Source organism: Alcanivorax sp. DG881 (genome assembly GCF_000155615.1).
In the GTDB taxonomy this organism is placed as follows: Bacteria; Pseudomonadota; Gammaproteobacteria; order Pseudomonadales; family Alcanivoracaceae; genus Alcanivorax.
Genome location: NZ_DS989915.1, coordinates 1,695,195 through 1,720,589 on the forward strand (window position 1 = coordinate 1,695,195; position 25,395 = coordinate 1,720,589).

The following is a 25,395-nucleotide window of genomic DNA, read 5'->3' on the forward strand; positions in this document are numbered from 1 at the left end:
GCTTAAAGTTCGCCGCGAACATCGCCCATCTTGCGAGGAAAAGGCCCCGCTGAGCGTAACTTTGCCGGCAACGTCGACTTTGCATCAAGCGCTGCCTGACGACTGGAATAGTCCCCGGCGAGCACCAGAAACACGGTTTTTCCATTCCGTTTGGCCGGATAATAGGCGCCTTTACGATCCAGCTGGTCCAGCACCGCACGGGCATTGGCTTCCTGGCTGGTGGCGGTAATCTGCAGAAACCAGCGACTGTCATCCAGCGCCGCGAGCCAGGCCGCCTGATTATACCCCGAGGTTTCGGTCGTCGGCTTTTCCTGCGCGGATGGCGAAGCTGCCTTGCCCTCCTCCGACTCTGGCTCTGACGGCGCAGAGTCGGCCGGCTTGTCGGGGGCCGGCGCTACCGCAATCTCCTGTTGCGCCTGGGCCGGTGACGACTGCATCACCGGGTCGGTCACTGGCGCCAGCTGTACATTGCTGTTCGGCGCAGCCTCAACCTTGCTTTCTTCGTCTTCCGGCTCCGCCCCGATATCCTCGAGACGCGCCACCGGCTCCATGGTCGGCTTCAGCGGTGTAACCCCGGGCTCCTGGGGCGCAACCTCTTGCTGTTTCGACGGCACCGACTCCGGCACGGGCAAAGCCAACTCGCGGGAATCCTGCGCCGCATCCTCATCATCACCGCCAGAAAGCACTGACCACAAGAGGATTACCACCAACAACAGACCCACAACAGCCGCCCCGTGACGCCAGGGCGCAGTGGTACGGGACGCTGGCGCCGTATCAGCCGGCGACACAGGCGCTTCGGCATCAACTTGATCATCGTCATCTTCATCATCGCTGGAGCGCGCGGAAAAACCCGGCATATCACTCATTTCGTCATCGGTCTCGCCCGCTTCAGCGGCGCTGCCCTGGCTGTGCGTGGCAGCCCCCACCGGCACCGCTGCAGCGGAGTCCCGGGTACCCTGCAACAGCCCCAGCAGGGCACCCGGCAACCCCTCACTACGGTGCGCCAGCCGCTCTGATTCATCCTCATCCAGCTCCTCACCGACAACAAACCAGGCAAAGTCCTGCACGTCATCGGCATTCAGTGTCGGCAGATCCAGCACGTCATCCACGGTAAAGTCCACGGACTTGAGCGCCTCAACGGTGCCCGGCAGCCCCCCGAACAGGTAGCACAACCGCGCGCCCAGCTTCTGCTTGAGGGCAGCCATGGTGGTCAGCGCATCCGCCCGCACGTCTTCGCTGTTATCCACCACCACCACCAGGCGACCGTTGCTCAAGGTGTCACGGAGCACCTGGGGCAGCTCGGCGCGGTCGATATCAAAATGACGCAACAACGCATCAACCACCACATTGGCATCATGGGGCTCACTGCCATCGATGCGAACCACTTCCATGTCGGCCAGCAGCGCCATCACTGCCTGCCCGAGCAGAGTAGACACACCGCTGCCCGTATCGCCCTCTATAGCCACTACCGAGCCCAGCCCGGCATGGGCGGTCATGGCATCCAGGAAATCCCCTCGCGAGGCCCCGCTATAGAAACGTTCGTCATCATGCTCCACAAAAAGCCTCCAGCGTTTTTTGCAATGCCGCTTCATCATAGTCGGCTGTTACCACAGCCTTACCCAGCGCGCGCAACAGCACAAGGCGCAACTGGCCGTTATGAACCTTCTTGTCCATGGCCATCAGATCGACAAACTGTTCCGGCGTCATCTCTGCCGGGACTGCCACCGGCAACCCCCAGGCAGACAATAGCGCCACCACGTCCGGCTCCAGCGTATCCGGCACCCAACCCAGCTCGGCCGACATCCGGATCGCCATCAGCATACCCACGGCTACCGCTTCGCCATGCAGCCACTGACTGTAACCAGTCGCCGTCTCGATCGCGTGCCCGAAGGTATGCCCCAGATTCAACAAGGCACGATTGCCCTGTTCGGTTTCATCATCCGCCACCACCTGCGCCTTGTTCTCGCAGCTACGGAAGATGGCCTCGGAGATTGCCGACTCTTCTCTGGACAACAGCTTGCTGTTATTGGTTTCCAGCCACTGGTAGAAATCCGGATCACGGATCAGGCCATATTTGACGACTTCCGCGTAACCGGCAGCCAGCTCCCGCTCCGGCAGAGTACTGAGAACGTCGGTATCGATCAGCACAAGTCTCGGCTGATGAAAGGCGCCAATCATGTTCTTGCCACGGGGGTGATTTACCGCCGTCTTGCCCCCCACGGACGAGTCCACCTGTGCCAGCAACGTGGTCGGCACCTGAATAAAATCCACACCACGCTGATAACAGGCCGCCGCAAAGCCCACCATGTCGCCGACCACACCGCCACCCAGCGCGATCAACGTGGTCGTGCGCGAATGACGCTTGGCCATCAGGGCATCAAAAATCGTTTCCAGGGTTTCCAGGGTTTTGTATTTCTCACCGTCGGGGAGAATCAATGTATCGCACTGGGTCGCGGAGAATTGCGCTTCCAGCGACGCCAGATACAGCGGGGCGATCGTTTCATTGGTGATGATCATCACCTGATTGCCGCGCACCTGCTCGGCCAGAGGGAAAGACGACAGCAAGCCGGCCCCGATATGAATAGGGTAACTCCGCTCGGCCAGGGCCACCTGAAGTGTGCGCATTACAGCTCCCACAAAAACAATTCAGCAAAACAGGCCGACAGCAGCCCGACAATTGCCTGCATTATCCTTGTGGGTGAGAGTCCAAACAAGCGAGCACGTCATCGGCGACCTTTTTCAGGTTGCCGGATGCGGTCGAGACGACATGGTGAGCCACCTGCCGGTAGAGCGGGTCGCGCTCAGCGAACAGGGTCTCAAGCCGCGCCCTGGGGTCTGCCGTTTGCAGCAGCGGACGGCCTTTGTCATTGCGGGTGCGCGCCAGCTGAATGTCTACCGGCGTCCACAGGTAGACCACACAACCGCGCTCATGGAGAAAGGTGCGATTTTCCGGGGTCACCACAACCCCGCCCCCGGTCGCCAGCACGATGCCGGACTCCCGGGTCAATTCGTCGATAACATCCTGCTCTCGTCGCCGGAATCCCGCTTCACCTTCCATATCGAAGATCCAGGGAATGTCCGCCCCGGTCTTCTCCTCAATCACACGATCTGAGTCGAAAAACGGGCGATCCAGCAGCTGGGCAAGATGCCGGCCCAGGGTGCTTTTACCTGCACCCATGGGCCCGACAAGAATCAAAGGAACAATAGAATTAGTCTTGATCACCGATTAGCCAAAGCATCCTTCATCAACCGTGGCGTAATAAAGATCAGCAGCTCCTGCTTGTTATCACGATTCACGGTCTTCCTGAACAGGTTACCAATCCACGGCAAGTCACCCAGGAAAGGCGTCTTGGTCACGGAATTGATCTTCTCCTGCTGGAAGATACCACCAAGCACCACCGTCTCGCCATCATTGACCAGCACGGAGGTTTCCACCCGGTTGGTGTTGATCGCCGCGGAACCGTCTGAACTAAAGGAGTCATTGTTCACTTTCAGCGTCATGATGATATTGCCATCTGGCGTGATATGCGGTGTTACCTCAAGGCGCAGCTCCGCTTCCACAAAGTCGATGGACGTAGCGCCCGAGGACGTGGCCACCTCAAAAGGCACCTGCTGACCGGATGCGATCACCGCAGGCTGCTGATCTGCCGTCAGCACCTTCGGAGTAGCCACCAGCTCACCATGGCCTTCCGCTTCCAGCGCGGAAAGTTCAAGTTCGATCAGGCCGGAGGCAAGAGAGGTGAAGCCGACTGCAAATCGCGAGGCATTGGCAGAATCCACCCCCAGATCGACAATCAAATCGTCATCGTTCTCGATATCTTCAAATAAATAATCATCAGGACCGAAATCCACGTCATCGGGGTCAATAGCGGGACTGGCCGCAAAGGCTGCCCCATCAATATTGGTCTGATGCAGATTACGCAAGGACTGCAGGCGACCCGAGACACCGTAGGTACGCTGATCCTGCAGCATGGACTCCGCATTGAAGCCCAGCCCGCCCCAGCGGACGCCAAACTCATCCGTTACGTCGTTGGTTGCTACAACAACGCGGGCTTCGATAAGCACCTGCTGAACAGGAACATCCAGCTGATCAATCAACTCACGAATTTCCTCCAGCTTTGCCTGGGTATCCTGAACAATCAGCGTATTGGTCCGCTGATCGACAACCACAGAGCCACGACTGGAAACCAGCGCCTCACCTTTACCGCCAGCATTGGCAATCAACCCTTTCAGCTCCGAGGCGTTGGCATAATTGATATTGATGTACTGGGTGCGCAGGGGCGCCAATGCTTCAATTTTCTTCTGGCTTTCCAGCTCCAGCTGCTCACGGGCCGCAATTTCATCCGCAGGCGCAACCAACAGAACGTTACCCACCTGGCGCTTATCCAGCCCCTTGGTTTTCAGAATCAATTCCAGTGCCTGATCCCAGGGCACATTCTGCAAACGCAGAGTGATACGGCCATCAACCGTATCAGATGCCACCAGGTTCAAGCCGGTAAAATCGGCGATCAGCTGAAGCACCGAACGCACTTCAATATCCTGGAAATTCAGGGACAACTTTTCGCCGGTGTACTCAAAAGCGTCTTTTTTCTTTCTCGCCGCTTCTGCCTTGCTGACCGGCTTAACATTAATGCTGAACTCGTTATCCGCCTGGTAGGCCAGATACTCCCACACCCCGGTCGGCTCAATAACCACCATGGTGCTACCCTCGGCTGACTGGGTCTCCACCATCTTGACCGGCGTCGCAAAATCGGTCACATCCAGTTTCCGCACCAGCTCATTGGGCACACCTGCGCCCACAAATCGGGCCACAATCTTGCCGCCCTCTTCTTTCACATCAACGGGAATAGAAGGCTCTGACAGCTTGATAATCACACGACCTTCGCCGCTATCACCACGCCGAAAATCAACACCGGTTACAGCTGCTTCGCCAGTGTAATCATCTCCTTGGGTCGCCTGATTCTGCTTATCCACCTGATCGTTACCCAGGAGAACGACCAGATCATCCCCTTCGGCACGGGTAGAGTACCCGGTCAACGATTCCAGATTAAAAATCAGTCGTGTTCGGTCTTTTGCTTCAACGATAGTCACGCTGCGGGCATTACCCGAACCGAGATTTTGCCGCTTGCCAGCGATATCCGTATCGGCGCCAACAAGGTCCAGAGCAATTCGAGCAGGCTGCTCAATACTGTATCCCTTTACTTCCGGCACCCCCCCTTCAAACTTCAGGCGCACTTCCATGCCGTCACCGGACAGGGAGTTTGCTTCGATCGACTTCAGCGTATCTGCGCCTGCGACCATAGAGAGAACCGACAGCACCCCTACAGAAAACAGCCCCGCCAGACGCCGGGAAGCGCTCTTTTTTATTGTCAATTTTGCACATTTCATAACTGGGTCCCCAGCGACTATTATTCGGAAATCGAGACGTTACTGGCGCGTTCCACCCAGCCATCTCGACCATCCGGTACGATTTCAATCAAACTCACCTTGGCTTCATTAACCTGCTTGACCAAGCCAAAATTCTTCCCCATATGGCTACCCGGCTTGACCCGAGTTACCGCGCCCGAAGGGTCAGCAACAAGCGCCTGGAGCGGCTCACCAGGCTTGCTAATGGTCCCAACCATTCTCAGCGTATCCAGCGAGAACCGCTCCAGGTATTCTTTCGGGCGCCCCATATCCGGCTCTACCTTTCGACCATCCGGCACGACCAGCAGCTCCTGATCCTGCGGCGGACTAAATGGAGAGCGAAGCTTGTGGGCCGCATACGAATAAGAAGCAATAGGCTTGAATTCAGGTGGCGGCTCAATCCGTCCCCGAGGCCTTGCCTTGATTTCCTGGAGACGTGCATCCAGTTCTGACAGATTCGCACTGGAACCGCACCCGGCAAGCCCGAACAAGGCGACGCAAGCAACAGAAAGAAAGACTATTTTTTTCATTATCTCACGCCCCCTTATTTATTCTTGCCAGAAGAATTCGCGCCACCCGCAGCGCCATCCTTACTGGAATAACGGTAAGTCTTGGCCGTAATGTCCATTCTCAGCAGCCCCAGGGCAGCCAACTCTTGATTACTATCCGATGGCCGCGTCACCGTAAAATCATGCAGCGTCACAATACGAGGCAGCGACGCCACACCGGACACGAATGAACCAAAACCATGGTAGTCACCGATCACCTGAATATTGATTGGAAGTTCTGCGTAGAACTCCTTTTCAATTTCATTCCTCAGCTCGATGTTTTCAAACTCCAACCCACTCCCCAGACCCGTATGGGTAATATCCTCAAGCAAGCCGGGCACCTCGGTATCCTTGGGCAGCTGCTTGAGCAAGGCCCCAAAGGTCTGCTCCATTTCTGCCAACTGCTTACGAAACTGATCAAGATTGTGGGCCTCAAACGCTTTCTTTTCATACCCTTGCAGCAAGGTCGCTTCTTCTCTTCTTTGCTGCTCAAGCGTCTGATTGGCATCACTGATCGACAGGAAATAACCAAGAACGACAACAACAACCAGCACAAGAATGGCCGCCCCAATTTTTATTGGCGTAGGCCAGCCCCCCACATTCTCAAAATCCAGGCTGTTGAGTTCATCCATCAACTCGCCCAGATCCAGATTTTTCAGCTCAGAGGCTTTCATTGTTTTTCTCCCTCTTTATTGCTGTTCAGAGAGGCCTGCTTGACGGTTAATGTGAAGCTGTTGGCCTGAGAGCCATCTTCAAGCGCCGTCACATTTTGCAGATTCGCACTCTGGAACCAGGATGAGTCACCCAGGTTGCGCATCAGACGGGAAATCCGATTGTTGCTTTCGGCCACGCCATCAATGGTATAGAGGTCGCCAACCCGCTTGATTTCGTTGTAGAAAACACCATCCGGCAGCGTCTTCACCAATTCATCAAACACATACACGATGGTCGGCCGGTTGCCCTGCAGGTTCTGAATAACCTCCATTCGCGCCACCAACTCATCACGGCGAGATTTCAGGTCCTTAATCTCTTTGATCTTTTCATCCAGCTCAGCCGAACGAGTCTGGATATGGCTATTGCGGGCGCGCTGATCGGTAATTTGCTGATCCACATACCCTTTCCACATCCAGAAAATGCCCCCCCCCACAATCGCCGCGAGAACCAACATCATGACGAATTCCTGCTGGCGCTGTTTGCGGCGCTCTTCGCGCCAGGGCAACAGGTTAATTGTTGTTGTCATTGGTCAAAGCTCCTCAAGGCCAGGCCGCAGGCAATCATCAATGCCGGGGCATCATTGGCAATGGCAGAGGCACTCACCTTGTTTGCCAGCGCCATGTCACTGAACGGATTGGCCACAGAACAGCCCGCCCCCACTTTTTCCTGAATCAAATCGCCCAGATCGGCGATCGAGGCAGAGCCCCCTGCCAGCAGGATGTAATCCACTTCATTGAACTGGGTGGAGCCATAGAAAAACTGCAGGGAGCGGTTCACCTGCTGGACAATGGCGTCCTTGAAAGGCTGAAGCACTTCGCTTTCGTAATCATCGGGCAGTTCGCCGGTTTTCTTGGCAAGGCCCGCCTCTTCCATGGAGATACCGTAGCGACGCTGGATTTCCTCGGTAAGCTGCTTGCCGCCGAAGAGCTGCTCGCGGGTATACACACTGCGCCCTTGATGGAACACGTTCAGCGTGGTCATGGTGGCGCCGATATCAAAGACCGCCACGGTTTCCAGCTCATCCGAGTTCGGCAAACCGGCCTGGATCAACTGGAAAGCCCGCTCCATGGCGTACGCTTCCACATCCACGGCTTTCGGTTGCAGGCCACCAATTTCCAGTGCATCGGTGCGCATCTCCACGTTTTCTGTACGCGAAGCCGCAACCAGCACTTCCACCCGCTCATCGTTATTTTCCACCGGCCCCACGACCTGAAAGTCCATGCGGACTTCATCCATAGGGTAAGGAATATATTGATCGGCCTCGGACTTGAGCTGCATTTCCAATGCATCCTCGTCCAGATCCGCATCCATTTCGATAAGCTTGGTGATCACCGCGGAACCGGACACCGCTACCGCCGCGGTTTTCACCCCGGGGCGCGCACGGCTGACCAGGCGGGCAATGGCATCGCCCACACCCTCCACGTCGCTGATGTTTTTCTCGACAACCGCATTGGCCGGCAGGGGCTCAACCCCATAGCTCTCGACCTTGTAGCGGCCCCCTGATTTGGACAGTTCCAGCAGCTTGACCGCCGTGGAGCTGATGTCGATCCCCAGTAGTGTCTGGGCCTTTTTTCTGAGGAAAGGCAGCACTGTCGTCGTCCCGTCTGGTTATTATTGAAGTGTTTTTTCTTGCTAAAGATACACTTACACGTTTTTTATGTCGAATCACTTTAGGAGTTAGTAATAGCAGAACAGATATTAGATCACAACAAGCATTCCGCCATATAATGACCCACTTCACGGGCCGGCTAGGCCTTTCTACCGATCCCAGCCAGTAGTTGCCGAAAACATGCGTTTACCCTCCTGGATCCGATACCTGCTGTTACTCCTTATTGCCGGCGCCGGTGGCGGCCTGACAGCCCTCGCCGCCTGCTACCTCTATCTGGCTCCCCAGCTGCCCCCGGCAAGCCAGATTCGCGAGGTGGAATACCAGATCCCCCTGCGCATCTATAGTCGCGATATGAAGCTGATCGCAGAATACGGGGAAAAACGCCGCCAGCCAGTGACTTACGACGAACTGCCGCAACCATTGATCCAGGCGGTACTGGCCGCGGAAGACGAGCGCTTCTTCCGCCACAACGGCGTGGACCTGAAAGGCCTGCTGCGCGCCTTTGTGGAATTGGCCCGTTATCGGGAGATCCGCTCCGGGGGCTCCACCATCACCATGCAGGTGGCCCGAAACTTCTTTCTGGACCGGGAACAGCGCTTTCTGCGCAAATTCAACGAAATCGTACTCGCCATCCAGATTGAGCGGGTCCTCAGCAAGGAAGAAATCCTTGAGCTTTACCTAAACAAGATCTACCTGGGGCACCGGGCCTACGGCGCCGAAGCCGCCTCCCAGGTGTATTACGGCAAGTCCGTGGGCGAACTCAGCCTGCCCCAATGGGCCATGATTGCCGGGCTACCGAAAGCCCCTTCCGCCTATAACCCGATCACCAACCCCCAGCGTGCCCAGGTGCGACGCAACTGGATTCTGCACCGCATGGAAGAGACCGGCGCCCTCACCGCCGAGCAGCGCGAGCTGGCCCAGGCCGCCCCGGTCAGCGCCCGCTTTCATGCCGCCTCGCCGGAAGTGGACGCCGCCTATCTGGGCGAAATGGCCCGCCTGCAGGCCATGGAATTGGTGGACGCCAACATCTACACCGACGGCATCCGCATCATCACCACGGTAGACAGCAAGCGCCAGCAGGCTGCGGTCAACGCCCTGCGCAACGGCCTGCACAGTTATGACGAGCGCCACGGCTACCGCGGCCCGCTGGCACAGCTGGACATCAGCGACGCCCCGGCCCTGCCCTCGCCCTCCGACGCGGACAGCGAAAAGCCCCCGGAAGACAGCACCGACAAACCCGTCGTTGCCGAAGAGGCTGAACTGGAAAAGACCATCACCGGTCTTGACCCGGATGTCGCCGCCTGGGCAGAACGCATCAAGGACCAGCGCCGCATCGGCCCCCTGCAGCCGGCCATCGTTACCGCCGTGGGCGACAAGGACGCGGAAATCCTGTTCCGGGACGGCAAGCGCAGCCCGCTTGCCTGGAATGATATTCGCTGGGCCCGCCCCCAACTCAACAACAAATATGTAGGCAAGGAGCCCACCCGGGCCGGCGATGTCCTCAGCAAAGGGGACGTCATCTACGTCCGCCCCGCCGGCAGTGGCGACGAGCGCCACTGGCGCCTGGCCCAACTGCCCAAGGCCCAGTCCGCACTGATTTCACTGGACCCGTCCAACGGCGCCATCGTGGCCCTGCAAGGGGGCTACAGCTTCTCTACCTCCAACTTCAACCGGGCCGTACAGAGCGAGCGCCAGGCCGGCTCCGTGTTCAAGCCGTTCATCTACACCTCCGCCATGGAAAACGGTTTCACTCCGGCCTCCATCATCAACGACGCTCCGGTGGTCTTTGATGACGACAAACTGGAAACCGCCTGGCGCCCCACCGGAGCCAGCGGCAAGTTTTATGGCCCCACCCGCATGCGCGAAGCCCTGTACCGCTCGCTGAACCTGGTCTCCATCCGCATCCTGCGCCAGATCGGCATCAGCCAGGCCATGGGCACCCTGAAGCGCTTCGGCCTGCCGGCGGACAAATTCCAGCGCGACCTGTCCCTGGCACTGGGGAGCGCCAGCGTGACCCCCATGGACATCGCCTCGGCCTACAGCATCTTTGCCAACGGCGGCTACCGGGTAGCCCCCTGGAGCATCGTGCAGATCGAAAAGGACAACGGGGACGTGCTCTGGAAAGCTCCGGAGGTGATTTTCTGCGAAAGCCCCTGCCGGCCACCGCAGACCGATAACGACTCTCAAACCGACATGGCCGAAGTCGACCCTGTCGACACAGCCGATAGCGATGAAAGCCCCCCCCAGCCTCACCAACCACCGCCGGTCATGGCCCCGCGCGCAATCGACGCCCGCATTGCCTGGCTGATGAACTCCATACTGCAAGACGTGGTGCGCCGCGGCACCGGCCACCAGGCTAACGGCCTGGGCCGCCGGGACCTGGCCGGCAAGACCGGGACCACCAACGATCAGGTAGACGCCTGGTTTTCCGGCTACTCGCCAGACCTGGTCGCCACCGTCTGGGTCGGCTTCGACAATCCCGCTTCACTGGGCTGGGGTGAGTATGGCGGCAAAGCCGCCCTGCCCATCTGGATGGATTACATGGGTCCGGCACTGGAAGGCGTTCCCAACCGCCAGCTGGAACAACCCTCCGGCATCGCCACCGTGCGTATCGACCCGGACAGCGGCCTGCAGGCCCGGCCGGAGAACCCGGACTCCATTCGCGAGTACTTTATCCGCAGCCAGGTCCCCGACATGGAACCGGCAAGAGGGCCAGGCGGGCACAGCGCACCGGAGCAGATATTTTAAAGAGACGCATCACGCAACATGCAACACGGAAAGGCGTGAAGCGTGTTGCATGTTGCTTGCAGCCATAAAAAAACCGCCGAGAGGCGGTTTTTTTATGGCTCGCGTTTCTTGCTACAACTCCGGGAAGATCTCGTCCAGCGAGTTCAACGGGTAGTGTGACGGGTAACCCTTACGGGCCACACCGCAATCCACCGCCGCCCGGGCCACAGCCGCAGACACCTTGCCCAGCAAGCGCGGATCGTTCGGCTTGGGAATAATGTAGTCCGCACCAAAGGTCAGCGGCTCACCACCGTAGGCATCCAGCACCTCCTGCGGGGGCGCGGTGCGCACCAGCTCGGCGATGGCATGCACTGCGGCGATCTTCATTTCCTCGGTGATGGAGGTAGAACGCACATCCAGGGCCCCGCGGAACATGTACGGGAAACACAGCACATTATTCACCTGATTGGGGAAATCCGAACGACCGGTGGCCACAATCGCATCCGAACGCGCTGCCTTGGCCACTTCCGGGCGAATTTCCGGGTCCGGGTTGGCCAGCGCGAAAATGATCGGCTTGGGCGCCATTTTCTTGACCATTTCCGGGGTAAGCATGTCCGGGCCGGAAACACCGATGAACACATCTGCGTCTTCAACCGCATCATCCAAGGTGCGCTTGTCAGTATCGTTGGCCAGCGCCGCCTTGTACTGGTTCAGGTCATCGCGACGGCTGTGAATCACGCCTTTGCGGTCCAGCACCAGGATATTTTCCTTGCGCGCGCCCATTTCGATCAGCAGGCGAACGGACGCCACACCGGCCGCGCCAGCACCCACACAAACAACCTTGATGTCTTCGATACGCTTGCTCTGGATTTCCAGCGCGTTGATCAGACCGGCACATACCACAATGGCGGTACCATGCTGGTCATCATGGAACACCGGCACATCACACTGCTCTTTGAGGATCCGCTCGATCTCGAAACATTCCGGCGCGCGGATATCTTCCAGATTGATACCCCCAAAGGTGCGATGGATACGCATCACCGTATCGATAAAGGCCTGGGAATCTTCCGCATCCACCTCGATATCGAACACATCGATACCGGCAAACAGCTTGAACAGAATCCCCTTGCCCTCCATCACCGGCTTGGACGCCAGCGCACCCAGGTTACCCAGGCCAAGAATCGCGGTGCCATCGCTGATCACTGCCACCAGATTGCCCTTGGAGGTAAAACGGTAGGCCAGCTCCGGCTCCCGGGCGATTTCCCGCACCGGTTCCGCCACACCCGGGCTATACGCCAGGCTCAGGTCTCGACTGGTCGCCGCCGGCTTGGTCACCTCGACGCTGATTTTCCCCGGCCGCGGTTTGGCGTGGTATTCCAGGGCCGCCGCTTTTAAATCCTCGGACATGCTGGTCTCCGCTTCCCTAGTTGGGATATACAGTGTGTACGCAAGTACTTAACGTAAAAAGCACCCGGCAGGGTGCTTTTTACAATAGGCGCTGTGAAGACGCCGTATCAGTCCTTCTTGCTGCGCATCATGCCAAAGCGCTGCTTGAACTTGTCGATCTGACCACCGCTGTCGGCCTGCTTCTGCTTGCCAGTATAGAAAGGATGGCAGGCGGAACAAACGTCCAAATCCATGGCTCCACCTTTGGTGGAACGGGACTCGATAACGTTGCCACAGCTACAGGAATAGGTCGCTGTCTGGTAATCGGGATGAATCTCTGCTTTCATTGCTAAGCTCCATTTTGTGTCGCTACCGGCCTCTACGACAGGCACCACACGGCTTGCGCCTGGGAAAAAGAAGGCGAATCATAACAGCTTGTCCCCATTCCGCAAGCGCAAAGCCGCCGCTGGCTCCAGGAAATTCCGTGTCACCGAAAAACACCCTGCAAATTGCCCTGCCCGTGCCCCTGCCCGGGTGTTTTGACTATGCACTGCACGGCACCGTGGTGCCGCCCCGGGGCAGCCGGGTCAAAGTCCCCTTCGGGCGACGCACCCTGATCGGCCTCGTGCACGGCCATGCCCCCAGCGACTACCCGAAACTCAAGGCCGTGCAGGCGGTACTCGACAACGAGCCGGTAATGCCCGACGAGCTCTACCAGCTCTGCGAGCGGGCGGCCCGCTATTACCACCATCCGCTGGGCGAAGTGCTCAATTACGCCCTGCCCACCCTGTTGCGCCAGGGCAATGACGCCCAGGCCAGCCTGGAAAAACGCTGGCAGATCACCGACCGCGGGCAACACGTCAACGATGACCAGGTCAGCCGCGCGCCGCGCCAGCGGGACGCCCTGCGCATTTTGCGTGAGCACCCTCAGGGGCTGAGCAGCGCCATGCTGGCGGCACTGGAGGTAAGCCCGTCCGCCCTGAGCAGCCTGCGCGACAAGGGCTGGGCCGAGCAAATTCAAGTGGACACCCGCCCGGAGGTCGCACGAGAAACCCTGGCGCAGGCACCACTGGCAGCCAACGCCGAGCAACGCGCCGCCATTCAGGCGATTCAGGATGCCGACGGCTTCACCCCTTTCCTGCTCGACGGCATCACCGGCAGTGGCAAAACGGAAGTCTATCTGCAAGCCATGGCGCCACTGCTGGCCGCCGGCAAGCAAGTCATGGTGCTGGTGCCAGAAATCGGCCTGACCCCACAGACAGTACAACGCTTCAAGCAGCGCTTCGCCGTCCCGGTGGTCACCCTGCACTCCGGGCTCACCGACCGGGAACGGCTGGATAACTGGCTGGCGGCCCGGGAAGGCCAGGCGCGCATCATCATCGGCACCCGCTCCGCCATCTTTACCCCCATGCTCAATCCCGCCCTGATTATTGTGGATGAGGCCCACGACAGCTCTCTGAAACAGCAGGACGGCTTTCGCTACCACGCCCGGGACCTGGCCACCTGGCGCGCCCAGCAGCTGGACATCCCGGTCATCCTCGGCAGCGCCACCCCGGCCCTGGAAACCCTGCACCTGGCCCGGGAAGGCCGCTTCCAGTGGCTCAAGCTATCCCAGCGCGCCACAGACCAGAGCCGCCCGCCCATTGAGATCGTCGATGCCCGACTGGCCGCCCCGGGCAACCCGCTACTGCCCCTGTCGCTGCAGGCACTGAAACAATGTGTGGAGGCCGGTAATCAGGGACTGGTGTTCATCAACCGGCGCGGCTACGCGCCGATGATTCTCTGCCACGACTGCGGCTGGCAGGCGGAATGCAAACGCTGCGACAGCTTTCTTACCTGGCATCGCAGCGACCGCGCCCTGCGCTGTCATCACTGCGGCTACCAACAGCGCGTCCCCAGCCGCTGCCCGGACTGCGGCTCCAGCGCCATCCAGGAAGCCGGCAGCGGCACCGAAAAGCTTACCGAACTGCTGGAACAATCCCTGCCGGTGCCGGTGATTCGCATCGACCGGGATGCCACCCGCCGCAAAGGCGCCCTGGATGCACATCTGGCGCAGATCCAGAAAGGCGAACCCGCCGTCATGGTCGGCACCCAGATGCTGGCCAAGGGGCACCACTTTCCCAAGCTGACGCTGGTAGTGATTCTGGATATGGACGCGGGCTTTCTCAGTGCCGACTTCCGCGGCCCGGAGCAAGCCGCGCAATTATTACTACAAGTGGCCGGCCGCAGCGGCCGCGAAGGCCAGGGCCGGGTCATCCTGCAAAGCCGCCACCCGGACCACCACCTGCTGCAGCTGGCCGCCAGTGGCGACTATCCGCAACTGGCCACCACCCTGTTGGAAGAGCGGCAAATGGCCGGCCTGCCCCCCCACGGTCACCTGGCCCTGTTCCGCTGCGAAGCCATGGCCATGGGCACCGCCATGAACTTTCTGCAGCAACTCAGCACCATTGCCGTGCCGCCCGACGTCCACATTCTCGGCCCAATCCCTGCCCCCATGGAAAAACGCGCCGGGCGCTTCCGCACCCAGCTGCTGCTGCAATGCGCCCAGCGCGCGCCACTACACCAGGCGCTGAACCTGATCCTGGAGCAGGGCCGCAAACTCCCCGAGGGCCGCCAGTGCCGCTGGCACCTGGATGTGGATCCCATCGACATGCTGTGACGACGCCGCACGCAGCACGCCGGAGCCCCGCATGATGCGTGTTGCGTGAAGCCTGCTGCGTATCTTCGCCTTTTCCCGTACAATCGCCGGCCAGTCAAACGGCCCAGAGCCCTCCACAAAAGAATGTCATGAAAGAACGCCTGATACCCCTTATTGAAAGCGCCCTGGACACCCTGATCGACGACGGCACCCTGCCCGCTGACGCCAAGCGTCCGGTGCAAATCGACCGCACCAAGGACAAGAGCCACGGCGACTTTGCCACCAACATCGCGCTGATGCTGGCCAAACCCGCCGGCATGAAGCCCCGCGATCTGGCAGAAAAGCTGATCGCCGCCCTGCCCAGCGACAGCGCCGTGGCCAAGGTGGACATTGCCGGCCCCGGGTTTATCAATTTCTTCCAGGCGGACGACTGGCTCACCGGCTTGCTGGACTCCGCCCTGGCCGACGACTTTCTCGGCATTGACCGGCCAGAGCAGCCCCAGACTGTGGTGGTGGACTACTCCTCGCCCAACCTGGCCAAAGAAATGCACGTGGGCCACCTGCGCTCCACCATCATCGGCGACGCCGTGGTGCGCACCCTGGAGTTTCTCGGTCACACCGTGATTCGCCAAAACCACGTGGGCGACTGGGGCACCCAGTTCGGCATGCTGCTGGCCTATCTGGAAGAGCAAAAAGCCGAGGAAGGCGAACGCGAATTGAGTCGCGAACTGGCCAATCTGGAAACCTTTTACCGGGCCGCCAAACAACGCTTCGACGAATCCGACACCTTCGCCGACCGCGCCCGCGCCCTGGTGGTAAAACTGCAGTCCGGTGACGATTACTGCCTGAGCCTGTGGGCAGAATTCAATCAGGTGTCTCTAAGCCACTGCCAGGCCATTTACGACCGCCTCGGCGTCAGCCTGACCCCTTCAGACGTACGCGGCGAAAGCGCCTACAACGATGATTTGGCCCAGGTCGTCGCTGACCTGGACAGCAAAGGCCTGCTCAGTGAAAGCCAGGGCGCCCAATGCGTCTTCATGGACGCCTTCAAGAACAAGGAAGGCGAACCTCTGCCCGTTATTGTGCGCAAAGCCGACGGCGGTTATCTCTACGCCACCAGCGACCTGGCGGCCCTGCGCTACCGCGCCGGCACCCTGCAGGCCGATCGCATGCTGTACTTTGTCGATCAGCGCCAGGCGCTGCATTTTCAGCAAATGTTTACCCTGGCAAAGCTGGCCGCCTTTGTCCCCGAACAGACCGAGCTGGCGCACATGGGCTTTGGCACCATGAACGGCCCGGATGGGCGCCCGTTCAAGACCCGCGACGGCGGCACCGTCAAACTGGTGGATCTGTTGGACGAAGCGGAGCAACGGGCCTTTGCGCTGGTGCAGGAAAAGAACCCGCAGCTGGATGAGGACGAACTACGCACCATCGCCCGCTCGGTGGGCATCGGCGCAGTGAAATACGCCGACCTGTCGAAGAACCGCAGCAGCGACTACATCTTCAACTTCGAACAGATGCTCAGCTTTGAAGGCAACACCGCGCCTTACCTGTTGTACGCCTACACCCGGGTGGCCAGCGTATTCCGCAAGGCCGAACGCGACATGGCCAGCGTGAGCGGTGATTTCCTGCTCAACGAAGACGCGGAACAGGCCCTCGCCGCACGGCTGGTGCAATTTGCTGAAGTCCTCCAGAACGTGGCAGACAAGGGCCAGCCGCACTTGCTCAGCACCTACCTGTACGATGTGGCCGGGCTGTTTTCCAGCTTCTACGAGCACTGCCCGATCCTCAGCAGTGAAGACGAAGGCATCCGTAACAGCCGCCTGAAGCTGGCCGCCCTCACCGCACGCACCCTCAAACACGGCATGGAACTGCTGGGCCTGAGCCCACTGGAGCGCATGTAATGGCGAAGAACACCCGGCGCGGCGCCAGCCGCGGCCCCGCCCGCAAGAAGAAAACCCAGCGCCAGGTGCCAGGCTGGGTATGGCTGTTTACCGGCTTGATGGTTGGCCTGTTTGTGGCCTTCCTGTTCCACCTGGGCAAAACCCAGATGCAGCAGGGCGGCAGCACACCGGTGGCCAGCAGCAACGACAAACCGGCTCAAGCAAAGCCCGAGCCCAAAACAGAACCCAAGAACGAACCCGGGGAGGATTCACCCCAGTTCGACTTCTACGCGGTGCTGCCCAAGATGGAAGTGATTGTGCCGCAGAACGAAACCGACAGCGGCACAGGCACCACCCGCAAACCGGACACCACCAAACCGGCCAGTAACCGCAAGCCGGAAACCAGCACCCGCAACAACGAGAAATACCTGCTGCAGGCCGGCAGCTTCCGCCGCAACGAAGATGCAGACCGCCGCCGGGCCGAGCTGATTCTGAAAGGCTTCGAGGCCAGCATTCAGTCAGTCAATCTGGACAGCGGCGACAGCTGGCACCGGGTCATGATCGGCCCCTACAACAACCTCAACGCCATGCACCGCGCCCAGGACCAACTGGCCGGCAACGGCATCGAGACCCTGCCGATCAAGATGAAAAAGTAGACGCCCGCACGCTTCACGCCCCACGCCGGCACGCCTTCTTTGCATGTCGCGTGGTCGCGTGCAGCATGTATGCAGTCTTGATCCTTGAAATCTCCCACCTGCGCCCACACTTCCTTTTCTACGCGTAAAAAGGAGAATTCCCGTGGAGCAGTATCGCGGTACAACCATTGTTTCTGTTCGTCGAGGTAACAACGTGGTCATCGGTGGCGATGGCCAGGTCAGCCTGGGCAACACTGTCATGAAGGGCAACGCCCGCAAGGTTCGTCGGCTTTTTCACGGCAAAGTGATTGCCGGCTTTGCCGGCGGCACCGCCGACGCCTTTACCCTGTTTGAACGTTTCGAAGCCCAGCTGGAAAAGCACCAGGGCCATTTGGTGCGTGCCGCCGTGGAGCTGGCCAAGGACTGGCGCACCGACCGTGCCCTGCGCCGCCTTGAAGCCCTGCTGGCGGTAGCCGACAAGGAAAGCTCGCTGATCATCACCGGCAACGGTGACGTGATCGAGCCGGAAAAAGATGGCCTGATCGCCATCGGCTCCGGCGGCCCCTTTGCTCAATCCGCCGCCACCGCCCTGCTGGATAATACCGACCTGCCGGCCCGCGATATCGTCGCCAAGGCGCTCACCATTGCCGGCGACATCTGTATTTACACCAATCACAACCACACCTTCGAAGAGCTGGACGGTTAATCATGGCTTCCCTGACACCCAAAGACATTGTTTCCGAACTCAATCGCCACATCGTCGGTCAGGACGCGGCCAAGAAAGCCGTTGCTCTGGCGCTGCGTACTCGCTGGCGCCGCATGCTGCTGCCCGCCGAAATGCGCGCGGAAGTGGCTCCCAAGAACATTCTGATGATTGGCCCCACCGGGGTGGGCAAAACCGAAATCGCCCGCCGCCTGGCCAAACTGGCCGACGCCCCCTTTATCAAGGTGGAAGCCACCAAATTCACCGAAGTGGGCTATGTGGGCCGCGATGTGGAATCCATCATCCGCGACCTGATGGAAATGGCCATCAAACTGCTGCGCGACAAGGAAATCGCCCGTGTGGGCAGCCAGGCTGATGATGCCGCCGAAGAGCGCATCCTCGACGCCCTGCTTCCCGCCGCACGGGCAGAAGACGGCAGCACCAACGACAACACCGATAGCAAAACCCGCCAGATCTTTCGCAAGAAACTGCGCGAAGGGGAGCTGGACGACAAGGAAATCGACGTGGACGTGGCCAGCCAGCCCCCCGGCGTCGACATCATGGCGCCCCCCGGCATGGAAGAGATGACCAGCCAGTTGCAGCAGATGTTCTCCAAGATGGGCGGCAACCAGCAACGCAAGAGCCAGAAACTCAAGGTACGCGAAGCCTATCGCCTGATCCGCGACGAAGAAGCCGCCCGTTTCGTCAATGAAGACGAGCTGAAAGTGCAGGCCATCGACGTGGTGGAGAACAACGGCATCGTCTTCATCGATGAAATCGACAAGGTCGCCAAGCGCGGCGAAGGCGGCGGCACCGATGTGTCCCGCGAAGGCGTGCAACGCGATCTGCTGCCGCTGATCGAAGGCTCTACCGTCTCCACCAAGTACGGCATGGTGAAAACCGATCACATCCTGTTTATCGCCTCCGGCGCCTTCCACCTGTCTCGCCCCAGCGACCTGATCCCCGAACTGCAGGGCCGCCTGCCGATTCGCGTGGAGCTCAGCCCGCTGAGCCCGGACGATTTCCAGCGCATTCTCACCGAGCCCAAATGCTCGCTCACCGAGCAATACAAGGCGCTGCTGGAAACCGAAGGCCTGAACCTGGAGATCACCGACGACTGCATCCGCCGCATTGCGGAAGTGGCCTGGCAGGTCAACGAGCGCACCGAAAACATCGGCGCCCGCCGTCTGCACACGGTGCTGGAAAAACTGCTGGAAGAAATCAGCTTCGACGCCGACTCCCTGGCCACCCAGTACCACGACAAGCCATTGGTACTGGACGCCGAAGCCGTGGATCGCTACCTGGGCGAACTGGCCGACGACGAAGACCTGAGCCGGTATATTTTGTAAATAATCGCGGGCCTGCCTCACGCTGCACGCACCACGCTTTTGCGTGCCAGCGTGATGCGTGGTGCCTGCCTGCCCCTCACTTTGCTATTATCCCCGCCGGAGGGAACACCATGACCGCCGGCGAACAACTGCAACACTATCTCGAACGCTTTTTTGCGCTGCGCCAGCACGGCGACGATGCGATCTTTGTGGCGCGGCTGCGTCGGCTGCAGGACTGGCAAGGCAAGCGCCTCAGGCACACCCATGCCCACCTTCTCAATGACCCGGTCACCGCCGAGGGCATCCGCTTCCTGTTGGACGAAGTCTACGGTGGCCGCGAGCTGCTGCCGGTGGCGCGGGAAATCCGCCGTGCTCTGCCCAAAGCCATGAAACTGCTGCCCGACAAGGTCATGGCCACCTCTGCCGCCGCACTGGAAGCGGCCATCCTTACCCAGGAACTGGACGAAGCGGTCACTGACATCCTCGGCGATCAGCTCGATCAGCCCATCGATGAAGCCACCTATCTAGCGGGATTTCGCCAGCCGAGCCATCACGACGACCGCCAACGGCAGCTTCAGCTGGTGGCCGAACTGGGGCATCGACTGGATCGCTATATCCGCTCGCGGATGCTCCACGCCACCTTCAGAATGGTTCGCAAACCGGCCCATGCGGCGGGCTTTGCGAACCTGTATGATTTCATGGATCGCAGTTTCCGGGTGATGAAACCCGTCCCCAGCGTTGGTTTGCTGCTGGAGCAGCTGGCCGCCCGGGAAGACGCCATCATGGAAAAGGTTTTCGCCTGTCACCCATCGCCTTTCGAGAATTGATATGTCCGACGACAGCAAGGTCACACACTTCGGTTACCAACAGGTGCCGTGGCAGGAAAAACAGCAAAAAGTGGCCGGCGTATTCCGCTCCGTGGCGGGCAAATACGATGTGATGAATGACCTAATTTCCATGGGCAGCCATCGCATTCTCAAGCGCATGACCATCGAGCTGGCCGGCATTCGACCGGGCCACAAGGTGCTCGACCTGGCAGGCGGCACCGGCGACCTGGCCATCAAGTTCTCCCGGCTGGTGGGCGAAACCGGCCAGGTGGTTCTGGCCGACATCAACGACGCCATGCTCGACGTGGGGCGCGACCGCCTGTTCGATGCCGGCTGCAGCCACAACACCCAGGTCACCCAGGTGAACGGCGAGTGCCTGCCCTTTGAAGACAACAGTTTCCACTGCATCACCATTGCCTTCGGCCTGCGCAATATCACCGACAAGGACGCGGCCCTGCGCTCCATGCTGCGAGTGCTGAAACCCGGTGGCCGCCTGCTGGTGCTGGAGTTCTCCACGCCCACCAACAAGCATCTGGCCAAGGCCTACGACACCTATTCCTTTGCCGTCTGGCCCAAACTGGGCAAGCTCATCGTCAACGACGCCGACAGCTACCAGTATCTGGCGGAATCCATTCGCATGCACCCGGATCAGGACACCCTGCAAGGCATGATGGACAACGCCGGCTTTGCCCGTACCGAGTACTTCAACATGATCGGCGGCATCGTGGCCCTGCACAGAGGATTCAAGTTTTGAGCCTGAAAGACCAGTCACGCTCTCCCGGCCTGCTGTCCACCACCGCCCTGGCCACCGTGGAGCGAGCCATCAACACCGCCCTGCGTTCCGATCCGGCCAGCGCCGATCGTCTGGCCGTACATGCCGGGCGACTCATCGCCATTGAGGTGACATTGCCGCCCATGGCCATCTACGGGCTGATAGTGGAAGACGGTGTGGAGCTCTACCACCGCAGCGACGCCACCCCGGACGTGGCAGTGACAGGCAGCCCCATGGACCTGGCCTCCCTGCTGCTGAACTGGAAAACCCGCCCCGGGGTGATCGGTGGCCCCGTGGACATCACCGGCAACCGCGATTTTCTGCAAGAGTTACAGCAGATCGCCAACGACCTGCAGATCGACTGGGGCGCCATTCTGGAGCCTGTCACCGGTTCCGAGCTGGCCCAGCAACTGGATTACAGCGCGCGCCGCCTGTTCGGCTGGGCGAAGCAAGCCGCCACCCGCCTCACCGAACAACTGGGCGATTATGTGGGCAACGAATCCGGGCTGATTCCCAGCCGCCGTGACGTTTATGAATTCGGTCAGGACGTGGATGAACTGCGCATGGACGTGGATCGTCTGGATGCCCGCATTCAGCGGCTTAAAACCCGCGCGCCGTCCGCATCATCCTCTTCGCCCTCATCGCCACAGGATTCCGGGAGCGCACCACACTGATGCCACCGATTACCCGCATACTGGTGGTGATCCATGTGATCTGCCGCTACCGGCTGATATCCCTGCTGCCCAGCCACCCGGCGCGTGGCCTTTTGCTGATTCTGCAGTACCTGATGCCCGCCAGCTGGCTCGGCACCGGCCAGCTGAGCGAAGGCGAACGCCTGCAGAAAGCACTGGAACGGCTGGGCCCGATCTTCATCAAATTCGGCCAGCTACTGGCCACCCGACAGGACATGCTGCCCCCGGAGTGGACCACCGCCCTCGCCCGCCTGCAGGATCAGGTCGCTCCTTTCGATGGCGAGCAGGCAAAAGCACTAGTGGAAGCCAGCCTGCCGCAGCCCTTTGACGAGGTGTTCCGCGACTTCGACAGCACCCCCATGGCCGCCGCCTCCGTGGCACAGGTCCATGCAGGCACCCTGCACAATGGCCAACAGGTCGTGGCCAAGGTGCTGCGCCCCACCATTCGCCCGGTGGTGGAACGCGACCTGAAGGTGATGGCTTTCGGTGCCCGCTGGCTGGAACGCCTGTGGCGTGATGCCCGTTATTTCCGCCCGGCCCGGGTGGTACAGGACTACCGGGACATCATCCTCGGCGAACTGGATCTGGCCGCCGAAGCGCGCAACAGCGAAACCATGCGCCGGCATTTTCTGTTCAGTCCACTGCTGCACATTCCTGCCATTCATCTTGAGCTGTCCAGCCCCACCGTGATCATCATGGATCGCATCCATGGTATTCCGGTGAACGATATCGAGCGCATCAAGGCTGCTGGCATCGACCCGAAAGTGCTGGCCGAGCGTGGCGTGGAAATTTTCTTCGCCCAGGTCTTCCGCTTCAACTTCTTCCATGCGGACATGCACCCGGGCAATATTTTCGTTAATCCTGAACACCCGGAGTCGCCCCAGTACATGGCCGTGGACGCCGCCATCGCCGGGCGCCTGTCCAAAGACGACCTGAACATCCTCGGGCGCATGGTGCTGGCGGTCATGCGCGAAGACTACAGCGCCCTGGTGGATGCGGTGATCCGTGCCGGCTGGAACACCGCCCCCATCGATCGCCCCCGGTTTGAGCGGGCAGTGATCGACATTGTTGAACCGGTTCGCTCCGCGCAACTGGATCAGCTGGAGTTCGCCCCTCTGGTGATGAAGCTGTTTGATATGGCGCGCACCTACCATATCGAAATGCCGGTGCAGTACATCCTGCTGATGAAAACCCTGGTTCACATCGAAGGGCTGGGGCGCAGCATTTACCCGCAGCTGGATATCTGGAACACTGGGCGCCCCTTGCTGGAAGCCTGGATGCTGGCCGAATACGGGCCCAGCGCCACCCTGAAGAAACTGCAGAATCGCCTGCCGGAATGGACCGCCCAGCTTCCGGACATGCCCGACCTGCTCCGCGACGGGCTGGAAAGCCTGCGCGACCTGCCCTACCAGCAGGACCGCCTGGAAGCCCGTTTCGAACAACAACTGGTCCGCCATCGCCACAAGCTGTTTGCCGGCCTCGCCGGGCTCGGTTGCGCTGGCGCCGCCCTGTGGCTGGCTAACCCCTACAGCTGGGCACTGGCCGGAGCCGCGGTACTCCTGGGAAGCTGGAGCTGGCGCCGCTGACAGCGGGCACGGCAAAGAAAAAAGTGCCTATGGCCCCTTTCAGCACCCTGATAAACTGGGCTCCCTGCGGGCCCGGGCAATAAGGAATACACTATGTCAGAGATACTCAGCGAGCTGCACCAGGTACTCGAATCGCGCAAGGGCGCGGACCCGGACAGCTCCTATGTCGCCAGCCTCTACGCCAAGGGCCTGAACAAGATCCTGGAAAAAGTCGGCGAAGAAGCGGTGGAAACCATTCTTGCGGCCCGGGATGCCGAAGTCAGTGGCGACAACCAGGCACTGATCAGCGAAACCGCCGATCTATGGTTCCACTCCCTGGTGATGTTGGCCAAACTGGGCGAACACCCGGACAAGGTTCTGGCAGAATTACAACGACGTTTTGGCCTGTCCGGCCATGATGAAAAAGCCGCACGTAGCGGTAAACACTAACGCGGCCCTTAATTTTTCGGAGAGAAAGCCATGTTTTCCGGCATCAGCATTTGGCAGTTACTGATTCTTCTGGCCATCGTGGTCCTGTTGTTCGGCACCAAGAAACTGCGCAACATGGGCGGTGATCTGGGCGGCGCGGTGAAAGGCTTCAAGAGCGCCATGAAAGATGGCGAAGACGAGCAGGACCAGAAACGTCTGGCCGACGACGAACAGCCTGATAACGAGCAACAAGCCGAGCAAAAAACCGAACAGAACAAGGAAAAGGACAAGGCCTGATTCCTGCCGCCTTTTCGGCGACACAGTCCGGACCAAATCCTGCTAAACCGAGGTTGCGATGTTCGATATCGGCTTTGCCGAACTCACCCTGATCTTCATTATCGGCCTGGTGGTACTGGGGCCGGAGCGACTGCCCACCGTCGCCCGCACCCTCGGCCACTGGATCGGTCGTGCCCGCTCTACCTTCAACCACCTGAAGAACGAGCTGGAACGTGAAGCCGTGACCCAGGACATGCAGGAGCGCATGGAAAAGCAGATGCGCCAGATGGGGCTGGATGAAGACAGCATCCGCGAAGCCAAAGACAGCCTGCTAAGCCCGGAACAAATTGCCCGCTCACGGGCACCGCGCAGCGAACAGCCCCATAGCGACGCTCTGAACGCGGATGACGCCGACACCGCCCAGCGCACCAACGACCAGCCCCAGGACTCCACCCGCAATGACTGATGCCAGCAACGACGCCGGCCAGCCGCTGATTGCTCACCTGCTGGAACTGCGCAATCGCCTGCTCAAGGCCATGGTCGTCATTTTTATCGTCTTCCTGTGTCTGTTCGCGTTTTCCCGCGAGCTCTACACCCTGGTGGCCAAACCGCTGATGGACGCCATGCCTGCCGGCACCAACATGATTGCCACCGGCGTGGCCTCGCCCTTCCTGGCGCCATTCAAGCTGACCCTGTACCTGAGCGTCTTCGCCGCCATGCCGTTTATTCTCCATCAGGCCTGGGCCTTTGTGGCTCCCGGTTTGTACAAGCATGAAAAGAAATTGGCGATACCGCTGCTGGCCAGTAGCGTCCTGCTGTTCTATGGCGGCGCCGCCTTTGCCTATTTCGTGGTATTCCCGCTGATGTTCCAGTTCTTCACCGCCATCGCCCCGGAAGGGGTAGCCGTGACCACGGACATCAGCAGCTACCTGGATTTTGTGCTGGCGCTGTTTCTGGCCTTCGGGCTGGCGTTCGAGCTGCCCATTGCCATCGTGCTACTGGTGAGCACCGGAGCCACCACGGTGGAAAAACTGAGCAAGGCCCGCGCCTATGTGGTGGTGGGCTGTTTCGTGATCGGCATGCTGCTGACACCACCGGACATCATCAGCCAGACCCTGCTGGCGATCCCCATGTGGTTTTTGTTCGAGATGGGCCTGCTCGCCGCCCGGATGGTAAAGAAACAGGCAGAGAATCCGCCCGCCTAGGTGATTGAAGCCGCCCCCTGAACAGGGGGGGGGCGTCAGCCCAATGTCGGAT

At 60.0% G+C, this 25,395-nt stretch carries 24 protein-coding genes; 14 read left to right on the forward strand and 10 right to left on the reverse strand.

Annotated features, from left to right (window positions below; translation table 11 throughout):
* Positions 1-2: 2 nt before the first annotated feature.
* The 8 genes from ADG881_RS07510 to ADG881_RS07545 form a co-directional block, all read right to left on the reverse strand.
* Complete coding sequence (locus tag ADG881_RS07510; protein ID WP_007149809.1) at positions 3-1,556, reverse strand: SPOR domain-containing protein; 1,554 nt, start codon at positions 1,554-1,556, stop codon at positions 3-5.
* Positions 1,546-2,625, reverse strand: coding sequence for a 3-dehydroquinate synthase (gene aroB / locus ADG881_RS07515; protein WP_007151270.1), 1,080 nt, complete (start codon positions 2,623-2,625; stop codon positions 1,546-1,548). The genes ADG881_RS07510 and aroB overlap by 11 nt, the downstream gene beginning before the upstream one ends.
* Before the next feature lie 61 nt (positions 2,626-2,686).
* Positions 2,687-3,223 (reverse strand): shikimate kinase AroK, encoded by a 537-nt coding sequence (gene aroK, locus ADG881_RS07520; protein WP_007150995.1) that lies wholly within the window; start codon positions 3,221-3,223, stop codon positions 2,687-2,689.
* Entirely contained in the window at positions 3,220-5,301 is a 2,082-nt protein-coding gene (gene pilQ, locus ADG881_RS07525) for a type IV pilus secretin PilQ family protein (RefSeq protein ID WP_007149872.1), read from the reverse strand. Before pilQ ends, aroK begins: the two co-directional genes overlap by 4 nt.
* Before the next feature lie 107 nt (positions 5,302-5,408).
* The gene (locus ADG881_RS07530; RefSeq protein ID WP_039926419.1) at positions 5,409-5,936 is read right to left on the reverse strand and encodes a pilus assembly protein PilP; all 528 of its coding nucleotides are present in this window, start codon (positions 5,934-5,936) and stop codon (positions 5,409-5,411) included.
* Between the two features lie 14 nt (positions 5,937-5,950).
* The gene (locus ADG881_RS07535) at positions 5,951-6,628 is read right to left on the reverse strand and encodes a type 4a pilus biogenesis protein PilO (protein WP_007150479.1); all 678 of its coding nucleotides are present in this window, start codon (positions 6,626-6,628) and stop codon (positions 5,951-5,953) included.
* Complete coding sequence (locus ADG881_RS07540) at positions 6,625-7,194, reverse strand: PilN domain-containing protein (RefSeq protein ID WP_007148595.1); 570 nt, start codon at positions 7,192-7,194, stop codon at positions 6,625-6,627. The genes ADG881_RS07535 and ADG881_RS07540 overlap by 4 nt, the downstream gene beginning before the upstream one ends.
* Positions 7,191-8,258, reverse strand: coding sequence for a pilus assembly protein PilM (locus ADG881_RS07545; protein WP_007148723.1), 1,068 nt, complete (start codon positions 8,256-8,258; stop codon positions 7,191-7,193). The genes ADG881_RS07540 and ADG881_RS07545 overlap by 4 nt, the downstream gene beginning before the upstream one ends.
* Positions 8,259-8,457: 199 nt before the next feature.
* Between ADG881_RS07545 and ADG881_RS07550 the strand changes: the two genes are divergently transcribed.
* The gene (locus ADG881_RS07550; protein ID WP_007149215.1) at positions 8,458-11,025 is read left to right on the forward strand and encodes a penicillin-binding protein 1A; all 2,568 of its coding nucleotides are present in this window, start codon (positions 8,458-8,460) and stop codon (positions 11,023-11,025) included.
* Between the two features lie 111 nt (positions 11,026-11,136).
* Here the strand turns inward: ADG881_RS07550 and ADG881_RS07555 are convergent, their stop codons facing one another.
* Together ADG881_RS07555 and rpmE are read right to left on the reverse strand one after the other, a co-directional pair.
* Complete coding sequence (locus ADG881_RS07555) at positions 11,137-12,411, reverse strand: malic enzyme-like NAD(P)-binding protein (protein ID WP_007149844.1); 1,275 nt, start codon at positions 12,409-12,411, stop codon at positions 11,137-11,139.
* 107 nt (positions 12,412-12,518) lie between these two features.
* Entirely contained in the window at positions 12,519-12,737 is a 219-nt protein-coding gene (gene rpmE / locus ADG881_RS07560; RefSeq protein WP_007149307.1) for a 50S ribosomal protein L31, read from the reverse strand.
* A 137-nt stretch (positions 12,738-12,874) separates the two neighbouring features.
* On the opposite strand from rpmE, the gene ADG881_RS07565 reads away from it, so the two are divergent.
* The 13 genes from ADG881_RS07565 (at position 12,875) to tatC (ending at position 25,343) form a co-directional block, all read left to right on the forward strand.
* Positions 12,875-15,049 (forward strand): primosomal protein N', encoded by a 2,175-nt coding sequence (locus tag ADG881_RS07565; protein ID WP_007150102.1) that lies wholly within the window; start codon positions 12,875-12,877, stop codon positions 15,047-15,049.
* 128 nt (positions 15,050-15,177) lie between these two features.
* Positions 15,178-16,932: an arginine--tRNA ligase gene (gene argS, locus ADG881_RS07570; protein WP_007150687.1), complete on the forward strand. Its 1,755-nt coding sequence runs from the start codon at positions 15,178-15,180 to the stop codon at positions 16,930-16,932.
* The gene (locus tag ADG881_RS07575) at positions 16,932-17,567 is read left to right on the forward strand and encodes an SPOR domain-containing protein (protein WP_007148617.1); all 636 of its coding nucleotides are present in this window, start codon (positions 16,932-16,934) and stop codon (positions 17,565-17,567) included. Before argS ends, ADG881_RS07575 begins: the two co-directional genes overlap by 1 nt.
* Positions 17,568-17,709: 142 nt before the next feature.
* Positions 17,710-18,252 (forward strand): ATP-dependent protease subunit HslV, encoded by a 543-nt coding sequence (hslV, locus tag ADG881_RS07580; protein ID WP_007150844.1) that lies wholly within the window; start codon positions 17,710-17,712, stop codon positions 18,250-18,252.
* 2 nt (positions 18,253-18,254) lie between these two features.
* On the forward strand, positions 18,255-19,598 hold the full coding sequence (gene hslU / locus ADG881_RS07585; RefSeq protein WP_007149239.1) for an ATP-dependent protease ATPase subunit HslU: 1,344 nt from the start codon (positions 18,255-18,257) through the stop codon (positions 19,596-19,598).
* Positions 19,599-19,708: 110 nt separating this feature from the next.
* Complete coding sequence (locus ADG881_RS07590; protein ID WP_007151135.1) at positions 19,709-20,404, forward strand: hypothetical protein; 696 nt, start codon at positions 19,709-19,711, stop codon at positions 20,402-20,404.
* 1 nt (position 20,405) lies between these two features.
* On the forward strand, positions 20,406-21,158 hold the full coding sequence (gene ubiE, locus ADG881_RS07595) for a bifunctional demethylmenaquinone methyltransferase/2-methoxy-6-polyprenyl-1,4-benzoquinol methylase UbiE (RefSeq protein ID WP_007150919.1): 753 nt from the start codon (positions 20,406-20,408) through the stop codon (positions 21,156-21,158).
* Positions 21,155-21,850 (forward strand): SCP2 domain-containing protein, encoded by a 696-nt coding sequence (locus ADG881_RS07600; protein WP_007150828.1) that lies wholly within the window; start codon positions 21,155-21,157, stop codon positions 21,848-21,850. The genes ubiE and ADG881_RS07600 overlap by 4 nt, the downstream gene beginning before the upstream one ends.
* Positions 21,850-23,454, forward strand: a complete 1,605-nt coding sequence (locus tag ADG881_RS07605) for an AarF/UbiB family protein (RefSeq protein ID WP_007148615.1) — start codon at positions 21,850-21,852, stop codon at positions 23,452-23,454. Before ADG881_RS07600 ends, ADG881_RS07605 begins: the two co-directional genes overlap by 1 nt.
* Before the next feature lie 93 nt (positions 23,455-23,547).
* Positions 23,548-23,883, forward strand: a complete 336-nt coding sequence (locus ADG881_RS07610) for a phosphoribosyl-ATP diphosphatase (RefSeq protein WP_007151285.1) — start codon at positions 23,548-23,550, stop codon at positions 23,881-23,883.
* A 30-nt stretch (positions 23,884-23,913) separates the two neighbouring features.
* Positions 23,914-24,159 carry a Sec-independent protein translocase subunit TatA gene (gene tatA / locus ADG881_RS07615; protein WP_007148690.1) on the forward strand — a complete coding sequence of 82 codons (246 nt, stop codon included), beginning with the start codon at positions 23,914-23,916 and terminating at the stop codon, positions 24,157-24,159.
* A 58-nt stretch (positions 24,160-24,217) separates the two neighbouring features.
* Positions 24,218-24,604 (forward strand): Sec-independent protein translocase protein TatB, encoded by a 387-nt coding sequence (gene tatB / locus ADG881_RS07620; protein WP_007149103.1) that lies wholly within the window; start codon positions 24,218-24,220, stop codon positions 24,602-24,604.
* Entirely contained in the window at positions 24,597-25,343 is a 747-nt protein-coding gene (tatC, locus tag ADG881_RS07625; RefSeq protein WP_007151253.1) for a twin-arginine translocase subunit TatC, read from the forward strand. Before tatB ends, tatC begins: the two co-directional genes overlap by 8 nt.
* Positions 25,344-25,395: the final 52 nt, after the last annotated feature.